This window comes from Microvirga sp. 17 mud 1-3 (assembly GCF_003151255.1).
GTDB lineage: Bacteria > Pseudomonadota > Alphaproteobacteria > Rhizobiales > Beijerinckiaceae > Microvirga.
Genome location: NZ_CP029481.1, coordinates 1,220,585 through 1,237,599, shown reverse-complemented (window position 1 = coordinate 1,237,599; position 17,015 = coordinate 1,220,585). Strand labels below are relative to the sequence as shown.

Here is a 17,015-nt window from a genome sequence, read left to right as displayed (position 1 = left end):
TCAGATCTCCTCGGCCGGAAAACGGTAGGTAGGGGTTACGAATTCTTCCTGCGCCGCGATGGTCAGGATCTCGCGGGAGCCCGCCTCCTCGGTCCGTTTGAGAAGGCCGAAAACCGAGGCTGAGGCCTCCTCCAGCGCCTTCGCGGCCGAGCGCGTGCGGGCATAATGGACGAAGAACAGGGCCGCAATCGCATCGCCCGCCCCGTTGACGCTCAGGGACAGCCGGGGCGTGCGCACGCGCCAGAAGCGCCCACCCTCCCCGGCGACGAGATCCACGGAATCCTCCGGCGTCTCTTGCACCAGGATCGACGTGGAGAGCACGACCCTGGGCCCGAGGAGGTGAACGGCCGCAATGGCCTCCTTCACGGATGCGAGGGTCTCGGTCGTCACCCCGGAGAGAAAATCCAGCTCGAACTGATTCGGCGTGATGATGTCGGCGGCCGGGATCGCCTGCTCGCGCATGAATTCCGGAATGCCTGGCCGCACGAAGATCCCCCGCCCCACATCGCCGATGACCGGATCGCAGCAATAGAGGGCGTCCGGGTTGAGGGTGCGCACCCGCGCGACGGCCGAGAGGATCGCGGTCCCGATATCGGACGAGCCCATATAGCCCGAGAGAACGCCGTCGCAGCGGGACAGGACGCCGCGATCCGCGATGCCGTCGAGAAGCTCCTCGATGGCCATGCCGTCGAAGACGCGACCCTTCCAGGAGCCGTAGCCCGTATGGTTGGAGAACTGCACCGTGTGGATGGGCCAGACCTCGACCCCGAGGCGCTGCATCGGGAAGACCGCGGATGCATTGCCCACATGGCCGTAGGCGACATGGGATTGGATCGAAAGAACGTTCATGGCTCTTGCCCCACTGATCGCCTCCGGTTAGCGCATCGTTCTCCCCGCATCAAATCGCGGGCTGTGATGGAAATGATCACGGAAACGTCGCATCTCGGACAGCGGATCCCGGAAGCGGCTTAGGAAAGGCTTCATGAACCTGGACGGAATAACCCAAATCGTTCTCGCCTTCATCCGTGACCATCGGGAGCTCGCGCCCCTGGTCGTCGGCCTCCTGACCTTCGGCGAATCGCTCGCCTTCGTGTCCCTGCTGCTGCCGGCCACCACCATCATCGTGGCCGTGGGTTTTATGATCGCCGCAGCCGAGATCCCTTTCTGGCAGGCCTGGTCGGGCGCCGTGACGGGTGCTTTCCTCGGCAACTGGATTTCCTACGCGATCGGGCGCCGCTACAAGACGGCCGCCTACGGCATCTGGCCCCTGTCTCGAAAGCCCGACCTTGTTGCACGCGGAGAGCGGTTCTTCGATCGGTTCGGCCCCTGGGCGGTCTTCCTCGGGCGCTTCTTCGGGCCCGCCCGGGCCGTGGTGCCTCTGATTTCCGGCATCTTCCTGATGCCGGCCGTTCTCTTCCAGTCCGCCAACCTGGCCTCGGCCCTCGTCTGGGGCTTTCTCCTCCTCGCTCCGGGCGCCGGACTGGCACAAAGGTTCTTCTGACCCCTGCCCTTCGGGCGGAACCCTCCTCCAGGCCCGTCATTGACCCCCATCATTTGAGGAGGTTCTCATGGGTAACGGAAAGATGAGCGGAGACGATTCCGCGAAGAGCAAGCAACATCCGGGTGACATGACCCGGGGTTCCGGCGGCACGACCAAGAAACGCCTCGATCCGGGCAAGCAGAGCAACAACAAGGCCGACAACACGAAAAGCAACGACCAATAGCCTTTTTATCCCCTCCCTTAGGGCATTTTTCGGCCCCTCCCTCTCTGTTTCGGCAGGTGGCAGACGCGCTTTCGTCTGTTACTGGACATCATTGCCTTAACGCAAAGCAATGTCATGAAACAGAGCCCGTCAGATACGTACGATTGGTACGACGACGATGACGCACTCCGGTCCGTGACCGGGGCTCCTCGGGGGGCACTCCCTGGGCTGCCGCCCTCGTGGCGGCATCTCGGGTGGTGGGTCGGCGGCATCGCGTTCGCGGCGCTTTGGATTTTCGAGACCTGGAGCATTCCCGATCCCTCAGCCGGACAAGAGGGCGTCGGCCGCATGGCCGAAAGTATCTGGGGTCTCCTGCTCGCCCTGGCGGTTTGCTATGGGATCTTCAAATTCTGCATGCCCCGGTACCGCGTGCTGGGTCATGTGCTGTGTCTTGTCAGCGCCATCGTCCTGCTTCTGCATCACATGGCCTGAACCGAACCTCTCGTGGGGGCTGCAATAACAACAGGGGCGGATCAACCGCCCCTTTTTTATTGCCCGCGGCACATTTCGACAGCCAGACATGCAAACGCCCCGGACAGGCCGGGGCGCTTTCGTATAGTTTCCGTGTCGCTGTTGGAGAGGCGAACCCGCCTCCCCAGCTCAACGGACCCGAGGCGATCAGTTCCGGGTCTTGTCGACGAGAGCCTTCGACTTGATCCAGGGCATCATATCGCGGAGACGCGCGCCGACTTCCTCGATCTGGTGCTCGGCATTGCGGGCGCGGGTGGCCTTGAACGAGGTCTGGTTGACCTTGTTCTCGAGCATCCAGTCGCGGGTAAACTTGCCGCTCTGAATGTCCGTCAGGACACGCTTCATCTCGGCCTTGGTGTCGGGCGTGATGATGCGCGGGCCGGTGACGTACTCGCCGTATTCCGCCGTGTTGGAGATCGAGTAGTTCATGTTGGCGATGCCGCCCTCGTAGATGAGGTCGACGATCAGCTTCACTTCGTGCAGGCACTCGAAATAGGCCATCTCGGGGGCGTAGCCCGCCTCGACCAGGGTTTCGAAGCCGGCCTTGATGAGCTCCACAAGACCGCCGCAAAGCACCGCCTGCTCGCCGAACAGGTCGGTCTCGCATTCTTCCTTGAAGGTGGTCTCGATGATGCCGGCCCGGCCGCCGCCATTGGCGGACGCATAGGAGAGGCCGAGGTCATGGGCATTGCCCGTGGCGTCCTGGTGGATCGCGATGAGGGTCGGCACGCCGCCGCCGCGCAGATATTCCGAGCGCACCGTGTGGCCGGGGCCCTTTGGCGCCACCATGAGCACGTCGAGGTCCTTACGCGGCTCGATGAGGTTGAAGTGGACGTTGAGGCCGTGCGCGAAGAGGAGCGCCGCGCCGTTCTTCATGTTGCCGTGAAGCTCGTCCCGGTAGATGTCCGCCTGGAGCTCGTCGGGGGTCAGCATCATGACCACGTCGGCCCACTTGGCCGCCTCGGCCACTTCCATGACCTTCAGGCCTTCCTTCTCGGCCTTGGCCGCGGAGGCCGAGCCCTTGCGGAGCGCCACGGCGATGTCTTTCACGCCCGAGTCGCGCAGGTTCAGCGCATGGGCATGGCCCTGGCTGCCGTAGCCGACGATGGCGACCTTCTTGCCCTTGATCAGATTGATGTCGGCATCGCGATCGTAATAAACGCGCATGGCTGCCTTCTTCCTTCAACGTTCGTATTGCGTAATGCGCCCCATACCTTCAGGGGCCTGGCGGGATGCGGCTTCTTATCGACCTTTTGTTACAAAAGGAAGCGATGAAGCCGCTATTTTCGTTCGTTCTGCGGTCGTTCTCGTAAAGATTACTTCGTTTCTCCTCCCGGTCTCATGACCTCGCCCGGCTCCCGGGTCAAAGCCATAACTTACCCTCATGTCCGGCGGCCACCATGCAGCGAATCGACGTCGCCTGCATTCCGCTCTCCGTCCTTCCCTTCACGGGCGGAGCGGCGGTTTCGGCGGCCGGCTCTCCTGCCGGATTGAATTCCGGCGCCATTCGTGGACAATCAGGCGCATGGATCAGCTCGCTTCTCCCGAACAGGTTCTCGCCTTCTGGCGCGAGGCCGGACCCGACAAATGGTTCACGAAAGACGAGGCCTTCGATCAGGCCTGTCGCGACCGTTTCATGGCTACCTACAGGGCCGCCGCCCGCGGCGACCTGAACGAATGGGAGCTGACCCCCGACGGCGCGCTCGCGGTCGTTCTCCTGCTCGACCAGTTCCCCCGCAACATGTTCCGGGGCACCCGCGACGTCTATAAGACCGACCCGGCCGCCCTCCTCGTCGCCGACCGCGCCATTGAGCGGGGCTACGATAAGCGCGTGGAGCCTGCCTTGCGCCGGTTCTTCTATCTCCCGTTCATGCATTCCGAATCCCTTCGGCACCAGGATCGCTCGGTCGCCTTCAACGAGGACCTGGGCGAGGCGGATTCGATCAAGTGGGCGCGCCACCATCGGGACATCGTCGCCCGCTTCGGCCGCTTCCCGCACCGGAATGTCATCCTGGGGCGCGAGACCACGCCCGAGGAGGCCGCCTTTCTCGAAGAGAACGACTTCAGGGGATAGCGGGAGCGCGCTCATATCATCTGAAACTCGCCGCTGGCCTTGAAGCGCCCATAGGCTTCCACGCTCCGGCGCATGTTCGGCAGCATGGACGGAAGATCGTCGGGCGCGAACCAGCCGAGCTCCAGGCTCTCGCCGTCGCTCCCGCCAAGCGTACCCTCGAAGGAGGTCGCGCAGAACATGAGCGAGAAATACTGGCAGACATGCCCGTTCGGATAGCGAATGGTCTCGAAATCCGGATGACTGGCATAGCCGAAGGCGTGGGGCTTCCGGACTGTAAGCCCGGTCTCCTCATGCGTCTCCCGGACGATTGCATCCAGGATGTCCTCCCCCTCCTCAGGCACTCCGCCGGGGATACCCCAGATGCCGAAATCGGAACGGCGCTGCAGCAGCACCCGGCCGTCCTCACCTTCGACGACGATGCGGCAGCCGGGCATGAGCAGAAGGCGGTCACCCACCTCCTCCCGAAGACGGCCGAGATAGCTCTCGCGAAAGGACGACACGGGCACAGGGCCTACATGCTTTCGGCGCCGCGCGCCATGGCGGCCACGCCGGTGCGGGATACCTCCACGAGACCGACGGCGGTCATCAATTTGATGAAGCGCTCCACCTCTTCGGTGGTGCCTGTGAGCTCGTAGACAAACGACGTCAGGGTCGCGTCCATGGTGCGAGCGCCGAACGCAGAGGCGAGGCGCATGGCCTCGACCCGGTGGTCACCCTTGCCGACGACCTTCACGAGGCAAAGCTCCCGCTCCACCGCGTCGCCCGTCATGGTCAGGTCCACCACGCGGTGGACGGGAACGAGCCGCGAGAGCTGGCTCTTGATCTGCTCGATGATGCTGTCTGTCCCGGTCGTCACGATGGTGATGCGCGAGATATGAGCCTCGTGTTCGGTCTCCGTGACCGTGAGGCTCTCGATATTGTAGCCGCGCCCCGAGAACATGCCGGCGATGCGGGCCAGGACACCCGGCTCGTTGTCGACGATAATCGCGAGCGTGTGGCGGGTGACGGGTTCGACGCGGGTGGCGCCGGGATAGTGGGTGCTCATCTGACTCATGGCTCTTGGCTTCCGGGACCTGTTCTCGTTTCAGGCGGCATTTCGGTAATTGGCGATGGGCTCCTCGTCGACCTCGTCGGCGTCGACGATCCAGCTTTCCTTCAACCCCGCCTCGCGCCATTCCCGGAAGGCCGGAAGGGAGAGAACGGCATCGACGTAAGCCTTCGTCGTTCCATCGAGGGGGATCGAATAGGTGTCGAGGCGCGTGGCGAGCGGAGCGTACATGGCGTCCGCGGCCGAAAAGGCCCCGAAGAGGAACGGACCGCCAGCGCCGAACTGCTCACGGGACTGGGAGACGATCTCAGCGAAGCGTGCGACGTCGCGCGCGACGGCCTCGCCGCGATCCTTGCGTGCGTATTTCTTGCCGAGATTCATCGGGCAGGCATTACGGAGAGCGAAGAAACTGGCGTGCATTTCTGCCGCGACGGAGCGCGCCATGGCACGTGCCTTGCGATCCTCGGGCCAGACAGGAGCCCCGAAGGCATCGCCTATATATTCCATAATGCTGATGCTCTCCCACACGGTCACATCGCCATCGATGAGGATCGGCACCTTCCCGGCAGGAGAATGCTTGAGCACCTTCTCCTTCGTGTCCGGCAGATCGAGCGGGATCGTGATTTCGTCGAAGGCAATCCCCAGCTGCTTCATCAACAGCCAGGGACGCAGCGACCAGGACGAATAGCACTTGTTGGCGATAACGAGGGTGGGCATCGCTAGAATTCTCCCCCCTCTCCCGGATGGGAGAGGGACTTTCGGTCTTCGTTACACCAGCATCTTGCCCTTCTCGTCGATGACGGAGCCGATGTCGGTTCCGGTCTCGCCGAGATAGTCGTTGAGCAGCATCTCGTTATGCGCCTTGCCCGACGGGATCATCGGGAAGCAGTTCTCGGTCTTGTCGACGATGCAGTCGAAGATCACCGGACGGTTCGTGTTGATCATCTTCAGGATCGCCTCGTCGAGATCCGCCGGCTTGTCGCAGCGGATGCCGACGCCGCCATAGGCTTCGGCGAGCTTCACGAAGTCGGGCAGGGATTCCGAATAGCTGTGGGAGTAGCGCCCGCCGTGCAGCAGCTCCTGCCACTGCCGGACCATGCCCATATACTCGTTGTTGAGGATGAAGACCTTGATCGGCAGATTGTACTGTAGGGCCGTCGACATTTCCTGCAGCATCATCTGGATCGATGCTTCGCCCGCGATATCGATCACGAGGGCGTCCGGATGGGCAAGCTGCGCGCCGACCGCGGCCGGCAGCCCGTAGCCCATGGTGCCGTGGCCGCCCGAGGTCATCCAGCGGTTCGGCTCCTCGAACTTGAAGTACTGCGCGGCCCACATCTGGTGCTGGCCCACTTCCGTGGTGACGTAGGTCTCACGGTCCCGGGTGAGCTCGTAGAGCCGCTGGATCGCGTATTGCGGCTTGATGGTCTCGGTGGAATTCCGATAGGCGAGGCAGTTGCGCTCCCGCCAGCCGCCGATCTTGTCCCACCATTCCTGGAGGGCGACCTTGTCCACCTGCGGCGACTTCTGCCGCCACAGGCGCAACATGTCCTCGAGCACATGCGCGCAATCGCCGATGATCGGAATATCGGCTCGCACGTTTTTGTTGATGGAGGACGGGTCGATGTCCACGTGGATGCGCTTGGAGAACGGCGAGAAGGCATCGAGCCGCCCGGTGATGCGGTCGTCGAAGCGCGCGCCGATGTTGATCATCACGTCGCATTCGTGCATCGCGAGGTTCGACTCGTAGGTGCCGTGCATTCCGACCATGCCGAGGAATTGCGGGTCGGAGGCCGGATAGGCGCCGAGTCCCATCAGGGTCGACGTGACCGGGAAGCCCGTCAGGTGCACGAGCTCGCGCAGGAGCGCGGAGGCGTGCGGGCCCGAATTGATGACGCCGCCGCCCGTGTAGAAGATCGGACGCTTGGCATTCGCCATCAGGTCGATGGCAGCGCGGATGCGCTCCATGTCGCCCTTGACGGTGGGATGGTAGGTCTTGTGCTGGTTGTTGGCCGGGCGCACATAGGTGCCGGTCTTGAACTGGATGTCCTTCGGCAGGTCGATCACGACGGGGCCCGGCCGGCCGTTCATGGCCACGTAGAAGGCCTCGTGAAGGATCCGCGGCAGGTCCTCGATAGATTTGACCAGGTAGTTATGCTTCGTGCAGTGGCGCGTGATGCCGACCGTGTCGCATTCCTGGAAGGCGTCGGAGCCGATGAGATGGGTCGGGACCTGGCCGGTGATACAGACCAGGGGGATCGAGTCCATCATGGCGTCGGCAAGGCCCGTCACGGCGTTCGTGGCCCCGGGGCCGGAGGTCACCAGCACCACGCCGGGCTTGCCGGAGGAGCGGGCATAGCCTTCGGCCGCATGGACCGCGCCCTGCTCGTGGCGGACGAGGACGTGACGGACCTTCTCCTGGTGGAAGAGGGCGTCGTAGATCGGCAGGACCGCTCCGCCGGGATAGCCGAAAATATGCTCGACACCCTGATCCTGGAGAGCGCGGATCACCATTTCGGCTCCCGTCATCGTCTCGCTCATGTCACTCGCTCCGTCTGGTCTCTTCGCTGTCTTGGGAAATCTGGGCAATAAAAAAGGCCCCAGTGGGGGCCTGTGCGCCATCGCCGGACCTGCGGGACTATCCCCGCTCCGTCGATGGCGCTCGTACTACGATAATAAGCTTGCGCATGAATGCAGCTCTTGGGTTCGAAAGTTGCGTCGACGCTATCCGATGCGTTTCACTCGGTCAAGCGTCTCGCATTTGCCGGTTCACGGCCTAGCTCTTACGATCAGGACCTGCCAGCACTGTGTCATGACCAATACCGTTTCCACAACCGAAAATTCCGCCCGCGGGCCGCGCATCACCGCCCGCGCCCTGCTCCTCGGCGACCGGCTCGATGTGGCCGGGCTGGAGCGCAGCGACGTGCTCTCCACCTCCCCCCTCGCGTTCCGGGCCGGCCAGGAGGGCTTCGTGGCCCTGTTCCGCTTCGGCGTCGCGGTCCTCGTGGGCCTCACGCCCCTGGAGGAGGACGACGTGATCCGCGGCCTGCGCCAGCGGATCATCGGCGAATTCGCCCGCCACGAGGAGGAGACGGCCCTTATCGAGATTTCGGCCGACAAGGACGACCAGATCCCCCCGGGCGGGCCCATCTATGTCCGAAACCTCTCGACCGAGCGGCTCGCCGTGATCGCCGACGCCCTCGCCAAGAGCGCCGCCCTGTCCCGGGACGAGCGGGAGGCGTCGGCCGTCTTCGACGTGATGGAGCCCTTCGCCCGGTTCCTGGCCGAGAAAGGCAAGCGCCCCGGCGGGCGCCGGGAAATCCTCAAGCTCGTGGGCAACGCCCTCCTGGTCCGCCAGAGGGTCTCAGGCCGGGTGGCCGTGGAGGAGAAGCCGGACGTGCTCTGGGACCGCCCGGATCTGGAGCGCCTCTATGCGCGCCTCGAGGACGAATACGAGCTGAAGGAGCGGGCGAGCTCCCTCCATGGCAAGCTCGACGTGATCGGCGACACCACCCAGGCCCTCACGGATCTCATCGACACCGAGCGCTCCCTGAGGCTCGAACTGATCATCGTCCTCCTGATCGTCTTCGAGATCGTGATCACGTTCTACCAGATGGCGACGGGCGCGCCGGGGCATTGAGGCCGCCCATGACGGCCTCGTATCCCTCCTCCGGCGCCACCCAGGCCCAGTCGGGCAACTGGTGCCGGAACCAGGTGAACTGGCGCTTGGCGTAGCGACGGGTGTCCCCCTGCCCCCGGGCGATGGCCTCTTCGCGGGAGATCTCGCCGCGCAGGTAAGCGAGCAGGCTCGGCACTCCATGAGCCCGCATGGCAGGCAGCATGGGGTCGAGGTTTCGCTCTCCGAGCGCCCTCACCTCCTCTAGGGCACCGCCCTCCATCATGGCGAGGAAGCGGGCATCGATGCGCTGGCGCAGCTCCTCCCGCTCGGGCGCCAGGAAGATTTTTACGACCGGGACCGACGCCAGGGGGCCGGGCTGGCGCGCCCCGTGGAAGGACACGAGCGGCCGGCCCGTCGCGGCGTAGATTTCGAGGGCCCGCTGTACCCGCAGGCGGTCGGAGGGGCGTAGGGTCCGCCCCGTCTCTGGGTCGCGCTCCATGAGGAGGCGGTGGAGCTCCGGGGTCTCCAGCCCATCACTCTCCCGGCGCACCGCCTCCCGCACCTCCTCCGGCACGGGCGGGATGTCCGAGAGGCCTTCGGTCAGGGCTTTGAAGTAGAGTCCCGTCCCGCCCACGAAGATCGGAAGCTTCCGGCCCCTCAACTCCTCGAGGAGGGCTGTGGCGTCCGCGACGTAGCGGCCGACCGAGAAGTTCATGGCGGCGTCCACGTGGCCGTAGAGCCGGTGCGGGGCGAGCGCCTCCTCATCAGGCGTCGGACGGGCGGTCAGCACCCGCAGGTCCCGGTAGACCTGCATGGAATCGGCATTCACCACGACCCCGTCGAGGGCCTGCGCGAGACGAATTCCCAAAGCGGACTTGCCTGATGCGGTCGGCCCTGCAATGAGAACCGCGCCGATCCGAACGTCACTCACATCCGGTCTCCACGATGGCTGCTTCCCCCGATCTCGTCGTCGCGACGCTCGTCGCCAATCCCCTCCGCCCGGCCGTGACCGGCGCGGTCCTGACGGCGGCCGCAGGGGCGCTGGGACAAGAGACGGAACAGGTCGTCCTGGCAAGCGGAATCGCCGCCGACCTCATCCTGCCGGCCGGCGGCCGGACCCGCGCCGCCATCGAGGCCGCGCTTCGCGACGCCCTCGGCGATGCGCCCGTGGACGTGATCGTCCAGCCCCTGGAGGGGCGGCGCAAGCGCCTGTTCCTGGCCGACATGGATTCCACCATGATCGGGCAGGAATGCATCGATGAACTGGCGGATTTCGTCGGCCTGAAGGCCGAAGTCTCCGAGATCACCGAGCGCGCCATGCGCGGCGAGATCGCCTTCGAGCCGGCCCTGCGGGAGCGCGTCTCGCTCCTCAAGAACCTGCCCGTCAAGGTGGTGGACGAGATCATCGCGCACCGCATCAGCCTGATGCCCGGCGGGAGCACCCTGGTGCGGACCATGCGGAAGAACGGCGCCTATACGTGCCTCGTCTCCGGTGGCTTCACGCTCTTCACGGGCCCGATCGCCGCGAAGATCGGCTTCCACGAGCACCGCTCCAACCGCCTGATCGTGGAGGGCGAGATGCTGGCCGGACAGGTCGAGGAGCCGATCCTTGGGCGCGAGGCGAAGCTCGCGACCCTTGTCGAACTGCGTGACCGCCTCGGCCTTTCCCATGGGGACACCATGGCGGTCGGCGACGGCGCAAACGACCTCGCCATGCTGGGCGAAGCCGGCCTCGGAGTAGCCTACCACGCCAAACCCGCCGTCGCGGCCGCCGCCCACGCCCGCATCGACCATGGAGACCTGACGGCCCTGCTCTATGCGCAGGGGTATACAGGAAAGGAGCTTTTAGAGACGGATTTGTAGGCCTATTAAGCAAATAAACCTGGACTATATTGCAATAACATTGCATAAAGGTCCGCCTAGATGGGGGGGACCATGGTAGACTTGCAATCTCAGGACAAGGCATCGAATTCCGCGCCTTATATATATCTTGGCAATGTGTTCGTCGATGAGAACGCCGCTGGTGGCACGCTGATCAGTACCGTCTTCGGTTTCGATGCCGAGGACGGTATCGCCGATGTCTCGCTAGTTTACGACGCAGGCGGGCGCTTCAAAATCGAAGATGGGATGCTTAAAGTCGCGGACGGTGCGCATCTCGATTTCGAGGTTGCCCAGTCCTACCAAGTTCTGATCAGGGCCTCGGACTCTCAAGGGGCAACGCAGGATTACGTCGTCACGCTTTACCTGCGTGACTTGGAGGACGTGCCGGCGCCTCCGCCGCCTCCACCTCCCGTAAACCACGCCCCAGTCGTCGTCGGACTCCAGGGCGACTATGTGCCGGAGGGTTCGAACAAGAACGTCATCGTCGGCTGGGTCAAGGCGCTCGATCCCGATGGCGATGCGATCAGCTATCGATTGGTCGACAATGCTGACGGGCGCTTCGCAATAAAAGGCAACATGCTTGTCGTGGCTGATGGCAGCAAGCTAGACTATGAGACCGCAACGTCTCACGTCGTGACAGTTGCTGTCACGGACTCGTACGGGGTGACGACCGAGCAGCTCCTCACGGTGCGCGTTACGGATCGCGCCGACGGGGATGTGCCACCCTACGATAATCATGCGCCTGTCGACCTGAGCCTTAGTAACAACGTTGTTGGAGAGAACGCCGCGAACGGCACGGTGATCGCCTCCCTGATGGCACTGGACCCGGATGGTGATGCCCTGCAGTTCTCCCTGCTCGACGATGCCGATGGCCGCTTCCGGCTTGAGGGCAATGTCCTGGTCGTCAATGACGGTTCAAAGCTCGACTACGAGGCGAATCCGTTCCACACGATCAAAGTCAGCGCTACGGACTCGCATGGCGCGAGTATCGAGAAGGTCTTCGTGCTTTCCGTTGCGGACATTCCTGACACTCCGCCCCCCAACCAGCCTCCTGCCGATCTTTTCGTCTGGGCTGAAGACGTGCCCGAGAACGCTCCGGGTGGCTACTATGTCGGAAAGATCTTCGGCATGGACCCGGACGGGGATGCGCTCACCTATACGATCGTCAATCAGGACAGCCCGTTCATGATCGTTGGAGATCAGATCGTCGTCCGCCAGGGCGCCATTCTCGATTTTGAAACGCATCCGATCCAAACGATAACGATCCAGGCCTCCGATGGTCACGGCGGGACACTGAAGCGGACTTTCGATATCAAAATCAAAGACATGCCGGAGCAGCCACCCGAGAACCACGAGCCGCAGGTGGTTCTCACGAACGGCTCGGTCGACGAAAACACTCCGTCCGGAACCTATATCGGAAGCTTCTCTGTATCCGATCCTGACAATGACCAGACAATCGTCGAGCTTCTCGATGACGCCGATGGTCGCTTCAGGCTGATCGAAAATCGCCTCGTGGTTGGCGATGCATCGAAACTGGACTATGAAAAGGCCACGTCCCACGACATTCTGGTTCGCGTGACCGACAGCCGTGGAGCCGTCGTGCTCAAGGCTTTCACCGTCAGCGTCAACGACGTGAATGAAGACCCGAACCCGCCTTCGGACAACCATGATCCGACCATGCTGATGCTCGATGGCGTCCAGGTCATGGAGAACGCCTCGTCTGGCACTCTTATCGGTCACTTGCATGGTGCCGATCCGGACGGCGACCGGCTCACCTTCAAACTGCTCGACAATGCCGAGGGGCGCTTCAGGATCGAGGGCGATCGACTGGTCGTGGCAGATAGCTCCAAGCTCGATTACGAAGCAGCACAGAACCACGCTGTTCGGGTTGAGGTGAGCGACGGCCGTGGCGGCGTCAAGGAAGCGACCTTCACGATTTTTGTCCGTGACGTTCCGGATACCCCGCCACAAAATCACCCGCCGGTCATCGAGACTCTCGAAGGCGGCGGAGTGGCCGAAAACGCCGCAAGCGGCACTCTCGTCGGGATCATCCGGGCGTACGATGTTGATGCGGATGCGTTGTCCTATCAGCTTCTCGATAACGCCGATGGTCGCTTCCGGATGGAGGGGAACAGGATCCTCGTCGCTGACGGCAGTCGCCTCGACTACGAGACGAATTCCGCTCACATGGTGCAAGTCCGCGTGACCGACAGCCAAGGCTTCTCCGACACAAAGACCTTCACAATTTCCGTGAAGGATGTGGACGAGAACCCGGTACCGCCCAGCAACCATGCGCCGACTGACCTGATCTTGTCCGACAACGCCGTGTTGGAAAACAGTGACGACGGCACGGTCATCGGTGTGCTCATCGGCAAGGATCAGGATGGTGACGTACTGACTTATACCCTGCTCGACGATGCCGGAGGGCGCTTCGCCATCATGGATGACGAACTGGTGGTGAAGGACGGCGGCAAGCTCGACTATGAGACCGCGACCTCCCATACGGTCCATGTCCGTGTCACGGACTCGCACGGCCTAAGCCTCGACCGATCCTTTACGATACAAGTAGAGGATGAAGACGATACATCCCAGGGCACGGAGGGGAATGACACCCTTACCGGTGGCGCGGGCGATGACACCCTCTTCGGGAATGGTGGCAATGATCTTCTCACTGGCGGGGCCGGAAACGATGTCCTCGTCGGCGGCGCAGGCAATGACAGGCTTTTCGGCGGGCAAGGCAAGGATGTGATCAAGGACGGCATTGGAGCCGATGTTCTGACCGGAGGTGCCGGCAAGGACATCTTCGTGTTCGACACCAAGCCCAGCAAGACGAACGTCGATCGCATCACTGATTTCTCCGTGAAGGACGACACCATCCACTTGTCCAAAAGCGTCTTCAAGGCTGTGGGCTCGAAGGGGTCACTGACCAAGAAAGCCTTCTGGATCGGCGCTGAGGCCCACGACGCGGATGACCGGATCATCTATAACAAGAGCACCGGCAAGCTCTACTACGATGCGGACGGAAATGGCTCCGGGGCAGCGGTCCAGATCGCACTTCTCAAGAAAGGTCTTGCGATGACCGAGAAGGACTTCCTGATCATCTGATCTTTCGCGATTACCCCCAGCGAAGCACAAACCTCCGTTCGATCAGGACTGACACCTTCATGATGCCCGGCGTAAAGCCGGGCATCCGTGTTTTTGCAGTGTCGCGGAGGAATAAGGACGAGACCGAGCAGGGACTAGGATCAATCCAGAAACGACGCTCCTTTAGAATTGTCACCGCAGGCTCGTCGCTACTACCCACCAATCCGGTCGCTCCTTAAGGATCGCGGCGGCGGCCGCCTCGGCAGTGGGTCGGTCGTCGTAGAGGCCGAAGACCGTGGCGCCTGAGCCGGACATGCGGGCAAGGCGGCAACCTTCCGTTTCGGCGACTTGTTCCAGAGCCGTGCGGATGACGGGCTCGAGCCCACAGGCCGGCGGCTCCAGATCGTTGCGGGCCGCCGTCAGGCCAGCGAGCAGGGATGGACCTGTCTCCTGAGCCAGATCCGGATGAGCCGCGCCGGGAAGCGGCTGATCGGGGGTCAGGCCGAGAGCCCTGAATACGGCAGGGGTCTCGACCGGCACGCGTGGATTGACCAGCACGGCGAACAGGCGCGGCAGGTGCAAAGCGGGGCCGACCGTCTCCCCGGCTCCGCGCATCATGCGGGCCCGCGGCTCCAGGCAGACGGGCACGTCCGCGCCGGTCAGCCGTGCGGCCTCGCGCAGGGCCGGATGAGACAGGGAGAGGCCGTTCAGGCGCGCCAGGAGGCGCAGGGCCGCGGCCGCGTCCGACGATCCGCCGCCGATGCCAGCCGCGACCGGCAGGCGCTTCGTCAGGTGGAATGACCCGGTCCGCAGTCCCTCGATCCGCTCCGCCAGAAGCCGTGCGGCCTTCAGGACGAGGTTATCGGCACCGGTTCCGGCAAGGGCTGCGGTGGGGCCGCTAACCGTAAGTCGGAGCTCCTCACCGGGCGCGAGCCTGAGATCATCCCCCGTCGCGGCGAAAGCAACGAGACTCTCCAGGTCATGATAGCCGTCGGCGCGGCGTCCCAGGACGTGAAGTGTCAGGTTGATCTTGGCGGGAGCGCGGGTCGCGAGGACGTTAGGCATGAACGCTCCATGCCCGAGAGCGGCGCCCATGGAAAGAGGCCGGGCGCCGCTTCTCGCGAACCCCGGGGCTCGGGGTGAGTGAAGCGAGGGCTAGCCGCCTTCGCCCGGTGTGGCAGGTGGGGTGGTCCCAGCGGCGGGCGTTGCTGGCTCGGAGGCTGGGGTCGTGGCGGCCGCGGGGGCGGTGTCGTGGCGGAGGCTTCGTCGAGGCCCTTGTCGATCTTCTGGAGGATCTTCACCAGGTCTTCATGCTCAGGATTGGAATCCTTGGCGTGGTTCCACTGGAACCGGGCTTCCAGTTGGCGCCCGGTCTTCCAATAGGCGTCGCCCAGATGGTCGTTGATGACCGGGTCTCCGGCCTTCAGCTCCACGGCTTTTTCCAGCTCGCGCACCGCGTCGTCGTAGCGGCCCATACGGTAATAGGCCCAGCCGAGCGAGTCGATGATCATGCCGTCGCGGGGGGCAAGCTCCACCGCCCGGGTGAGCATCTTGAAGGCCTCGTCGATATTCTCGTTCCGGTCGACCCACGAATAGGCGAGGTAATTGAGCACCTGCGCCTTGCCCTGGGGCAACGTGTCGGGAACGAGCTCCAGCGCCCTCTTCAGGTCGGCCTCGGCCTTGTCCCACTGCTTGGCGCGCTCATAGGAGGTGCCGCGGTAGAAGAACAGGATCCAGTGGCCGCGCTCCGGGGTGCCGATGAGCTTGATGGCCTTGTCGTAGGCGTCGGCGGCCTCCGCGAACTGCTTGCGCGAGCGCTGCACGTTGCCGAGCGCCATGAGCACCTCGACTTCGTCGGGATGCTTCTCCATCAGTGCCTTGAGGTAGCTCTCCGACTCGGCGCTGCGGCCGAGAAGCTCGAAGTTCTGGCCGATGGCGATGTCGGCGCTGATGCGGACGGGCGCGTCCTTCGGCACCCGCTCGAAGACGGCATTCGCCTGGTCGTACTGCTTCAGGCGCTCGTAGATGTCGCCGAGTGTCACGAGCGCGAGGGAATGTTTCGGATCGAGGTCGAGGCCCAGGCGCAGGTAGATGATCGCGGTCAGCTCGTCGCCCTGGCTGTTGCCGACGACGCCCAGCCCATAGAGAAGCTCGGCGGCGCCCTCCTGAGCGGTGGTGACCCGGGGGCCGAGGGGCTTGCCGTCCTTCAGGGTCGCCATGGCGGCCCGCACGGCCGGATGGCGCGGAACGACGTCGTCGAAAGCCTTGTAGAGGTTGAAAGCCTCGTCGCGGCGCCCCCGCTTCGCCAGGAAGCGCGCATAGGCGTCCACCACCTGCAGGGTGTTGCGCTCGCCCTCATAGGCGGCCTTGAAGCGCTTCTCGGCCTCGGCCGGATTGCCCGTCACGTCGGCGATGAGAGCCGCATGGTATTCGCGGAACTGGTTGAAGGCGCGCTCGCTCTTGAGCTTGTCCACGGTCGCAAGGGCCTGCTTGCCATTCTTGGCTCCCGCATAGGCCCAGGCCGTGAGGAGGGTCGCGGTCAGGTCAGCGGGCCGGCCGCGGACCGTGAGCTTGGTGCGGGCATCGGCGTATTTCTTGGCCTTGAGCGACTGCACGGCCAGCGCAAAGCGGGCGAGGCTATTCGAGCTGTCCTTGGCGGCCAGGCGCTCAGCCGCGCCATAGGCCTCGCCCATGGTGCCGTTCGCCAGAAAGGCCACGAAGGCGCGCTCCAGAAGCTCCTGGTTGCGCGGATCCTCCAGGATCGCCTCCCGGAAGAAGGTGGTGGCCGCGGCCGTATCGTGGGTGGTGCCGGCCACATAGGCGGCCAGGAAGTTGCCCTCGAGGCTTTGGGCGGGCTCGAGGGTCTCGCTCGGATCGGTATTGACTGCCAGGGCAGGCGCCGCCAGGAGGCCGGCAGCAGCAAACACAAGCGCGGACAGGCCCCTGCGGGCCGAAAGCATGTTAAGGGTTGGCACTCAGCGCTGCTCCAATCATCGCGCATCCCGGGAGAAGGTCCCGGGAGAGATGTGCGTCAAATCAGGCCGGAGAATGGCGTCTCCCTCCTGTGGCCGCAAG

At 63.8% G+C, this 17,015-nt stretch carries 16 protein-coding genes; 7 read left to right on the top strand and 9 right to left on the bottom strand.

Going from position 1 to position 17,015, the window contains the following annotated elements; genetic code table 11:
- Positions 1–849: a pyridoxal kinase PdxY gene (pdxY, locus tag C4E04_RS05815; protein ID WP_109595831.1), complete on the bottom strand. Its 849-nt coding sequence runs from the start codon at positions 847–849 to the stop codon at positions 1–3.
- Positions 850–982: 133 nt separating this feature from the next.
- Between pdxY and C4E04_RS05810 the strand changes: the two genes are divergently transcribed.
- From C4E04_RS05810 to C4E04_RS05805, 3 genes are all read left to right on the top strand, one after another.
- Positions 983–1,501 (top strand): DedA family protein, encoded by a 519-nt coding sequence (locus C4E04_RS05810; protein WP_109595829.1) that lies wholly within the window; start codon positions 983–985, stop codon positions 1,499–1,501.
- Between the two features lie 67 nt (positions 1,502–1,568).
- Positions 1,569–1,724 (top strand): hypothetical protein, encoded by a 156-nt coding sequence (locus tag C4E04_RS20820; RefSeq protein WP_162559296.1) that lies wholly within the window; start codon positions 1,569–1,571, stop codon positions 1,722–1,724.
- 114 nt (positions 1,725–1,838) lie between these two features.
- Entirely contained in the window at positions 1,839–2,195 is a 357-nt protein-coding gene (locus C4E04_RS05805; protein WP_109595827.1) for a hypothetical protein, read from the top strand.
- Positions 2,196–2,381: 186 nt separating this feature from the next.
- On the opposite strand, the gene ilvC is transcribed toward C4E04_RS05805, so the two are convergent.
- Positions 2,382–3,401, bottom strand: a complete 1,020-nt coding sequence (gene ilvC, locus C4E04_RS05800) for a ketol-acid reductoisomerase (RefSeq protein ID WP_109595825.1) — start codon at positions 3,399–3,401, stop codon at positions 2,382–2,384.
- 358 nt (positions 3,402–3,759) lie between these two features.
- On the opposite strand from ilvC, the gene C4E04_RS05795 reads away from it, so the two are divergent.
- The gene (locus C4E04_RS05795) at positions 3,760–4,308 is read left to right on the top strand and encodes a DUF924 family protein (RefSeq protein WP_109595823.1); all 549 of its coding nucleotides are present in this window, start codon (positions 3,760–3,762) and stop codon (positions 4,306–4,308) included.
- 11 nt (positions 4,309–4,319) lie between these two features.
- Here C4E04_RS05795 and C4E04_RS05790 read toward each other — a convergent pair whose 3' ends face one another.
- The 4 genes from C4E04_RS05790 to C4E04_RS05775 are packed head-to-tail and all read right to left on the bottom strand — an operon-like array spanning position 4,320 to position 7,897.
- Positions 4,320–4,808, bottom strand: coding sequence for an NUDIX domain-containing protein (locus C4E04_RS05790; RefSeq protein ID WP_162559295.1), 489 nt, complete (start codon positions 4,806–4,808; stop codon positions 4,320–4,322).
- An 11-nt stretch (positions 4,809–4,819) separates the two neighbouring features.
- Positions 4,820–5,362, bottom strand: a complete 543-nt coding sequence (gene ilvN, locus C4E04_RS05785; RefSeq protein ID WP_109595819.1) for an acetolactate synthase small subunit — start codon at positions 5,360–5,362, stop codon at positions 4,820–4,822.
- A 30-nt stretch (positions 5,363–5,392) separates the two neighbouring features.
- Positions 5,393–6,073: a glutathione S-transferase family protein gene (locus tag C4E04_RS05780; RefSeq protein WP_109595817.1), complete on the bottom strand. Its 681-nt coding sequence runs from the start codon at positions 6,071–6,073 to the stop codon at positions 5,393–5,395.
- Between the two features lie 51 nt (positions 6,074–6,124).
- On the bottom strand, positions 6,125–7,897 hold the full coding sequence (locus tag C4E04_RS05775) for an acetolactate synthase 3 large subunit (protein ID WP_109595815.1): 1,773 nt from the start codon (positions 7,895–7,897) through the stop codon (positions 6,125–6,127).
- A gap of 271 nt (positions 7,898–8,168) precedes the next feature.
- On the opposite strand from C4E04_RS05775, the gene C4E04_RS05770 reads away from it, so the two are divergent.
- The gene (locus C4E04_RS05770) at positions 8,169–8,996 is read left to right on the top strand and encodes an RMD1 family protein (protein WP_109595813.1); all 828 of its coding nucleotides are present in this window, start codon (positions 8,169–8,171) and stop codon (positions 8,994–8,996) included.
- Here C4E04_RS05770 and miaA read toward each other — a convergent pair.
- Positions 8,956–9,906, bottom strand: coding sequence for a tRNA (adenosine(37)-N6)-dimethylallyltransferase MiaA (gene miaA / locus C4E04_RS05765; protein WP_109595811.1), 951 nt, complete (start codon positions 9,904–9,906; stop codon positions 8,956–8,958). The two genes, C4E04_RS05770 and miaA, sit on opposite strands and share 41 nt — an antisense overlap.
- Positions 9,907–9,920: 14 nt before the next feature.
- On the opposite strand from miaA, the gene serB reads away from it, so the two are divergent.
- Both serB and C4E04_RS21325 read left to right on the top strand, forming a co-directional pair.
- A complete protein-coding gene (serB, locus tag C4E04_RS05760; RefSeq protein ID WP_109595809.1) occupies positions 9,921–10,838 on the top strand; it encodes a phosphoserine phosphatase SerB in 918 nt (305 codons plus the stop codon).
- 72 nt (positions 10,839–10,910) lie between these two features.
- On the top strand, positions 10,911–13,961 hold the full coding sequence (locus C4E04_RS21325) for a cadherin domain-containing protein (protein WP_162559294.1): 3,051 nt from the start codon (positions 10,911–10,913) through the stop codon (positions 13,959–13,961).
- Positions 13,962–14,132: 171 nt separating this feature from the next.
- Here the strand turns inward: C4E04_RS21325 and C4E04_RS05750 are convergent, their stop codons facing one another.
- Together C4E04_RS05750 and C4E04_RS05745 are read right to left on the bottom strand one after the other, a co-directional pair.
- The gene (locus tag C4E04_RS05750; protein WP_109595805.1) at positions 14,133–15,005 is read right to left on the bottom strand and encodes a 4-(cytidine 5'-diphospho)-2-C-methyl-D-erythritol kinase; all 873 of its coding nucleotides are present in this window, start codon (positions 15,003–15,005) and stop codon (positions 14,133–14,135) included.
- Positions 14,960–16,900, bottom strand: a complete 1,941-nt coding sequence (locus C4E04_RS05745) for a tetratricopeptide repeat protein (protein ID WP_109595803.1) — start codon at positions 16,898–16,900, stop codon at positions 14,960–14,962. Before C4E04_RS05745 ends, C4E04_RS05750 begins: the two co-directional genes overlap by 46 nt.
- Between the last annotated feature and the right edge of the window lie 115 nt (positions 16,901–17,015).

Excerpts from the sequence above, each read along its gene's own strand:
- pdxY (WP_109595831.1), bottom strand. The coding sequence starts at position 849 with ATGAACGTTCTTTCGATCCAATCCCATGTCGCCTACGGCCATGTGGGC.
- C4E04_RS05810 (WP_109595829.1), top strand. The coding sequence starts at position 983 with ATGAACCTGGACGGAATAACCCAAATCGTTCTCGCCTTCATCCGTGAC.
- C4E04_RS20820 (WP_162559296.1), top strand. The coding sequence starts at position 1,569 with ATGGGTAACGGAAAGATGAGCGGAGACGATTCCGCGAAGAGCAAGCAA.
- C4E04_RS05805 (WP_109595827.1), top strand. The coding sequence starts at position 1,839 with ATGAAACAGAGCCCGTCAGATACGTACGATTGGTACGACGACGATGAC.
- ilvC (WP_109595825.1), bottom strand. The coding sequence starts at position 3,401 with ATGCGCGTTTATTACGATCGCGATGCCGACATCAATCTGATCAAGGGC.
- C4E04_RS05795 (WP_109595823.1), top strand. The coding sequence starts at position 3,760 with ATGGATCAGCTCGCTTCTCCCGAACAGGTTCTCGCCTTCTGGCGCGAG.
- ilvN (WP_109595819.1), bottom strand. The coding sequence starts at position 5,362 with ATGAGTCAGATGAGCACCCACTATCCCGGCGCCACCCGCGTCGAACCC.
- C4E04_RS05780 (WP_109595817.1), bottom strand. The coding sequence starts at position 6,073 with ATGCCCACCCTCGTTATCGCCAACAAGTGCTATTCGTCCTGGTCGCTG.
- C4E04_RS05775 (WP_109595815.1), bottom strand. The coding sequence starts at position 7,897 with ATGAGCGAGACGATGACGGGAGCCGAAATGGTGATCCGCGCTCTCCAG.
- C4E04_RS05770 (WP_109595813.1), top strand. The coding sequence starts at position 8,169 with ATGACCAATACCGTTTCCACAACCGAAAATTCCGCCCGCGGGCCGCGC.
- serB (WP_109595809.1), top strand. The coding sequence starts at position 9,921 with ATGGCTGCTTCCCCCGATCTCGTCGTCGCGACGCTCGTCGCCAATCCC.
- C4E04_RS21325 (WP_162559294.1), top strand. The coding sequence starts at position 10,911 with ATGGTAGACTTGCAATCTCAGGACAAGGCATCGAATTCCGCGCCTTAT.
- C4E04_RS05750 (WP_109595805.1), bottom strand. The coding sequence starts at position 15,005 with ATGCCTAACGTCCTCGCGACCCGCGCTCCCGCCAAGATCAACCTGACA.
- C4E04_RS05745 (WP_109595803.1), bottom strand. The coding sequence starts at position 16,900 with ATGCTTTCGGCCCGCAGGGGCCTGTCCGCGCTTGTGTTTGCTGCTGCC.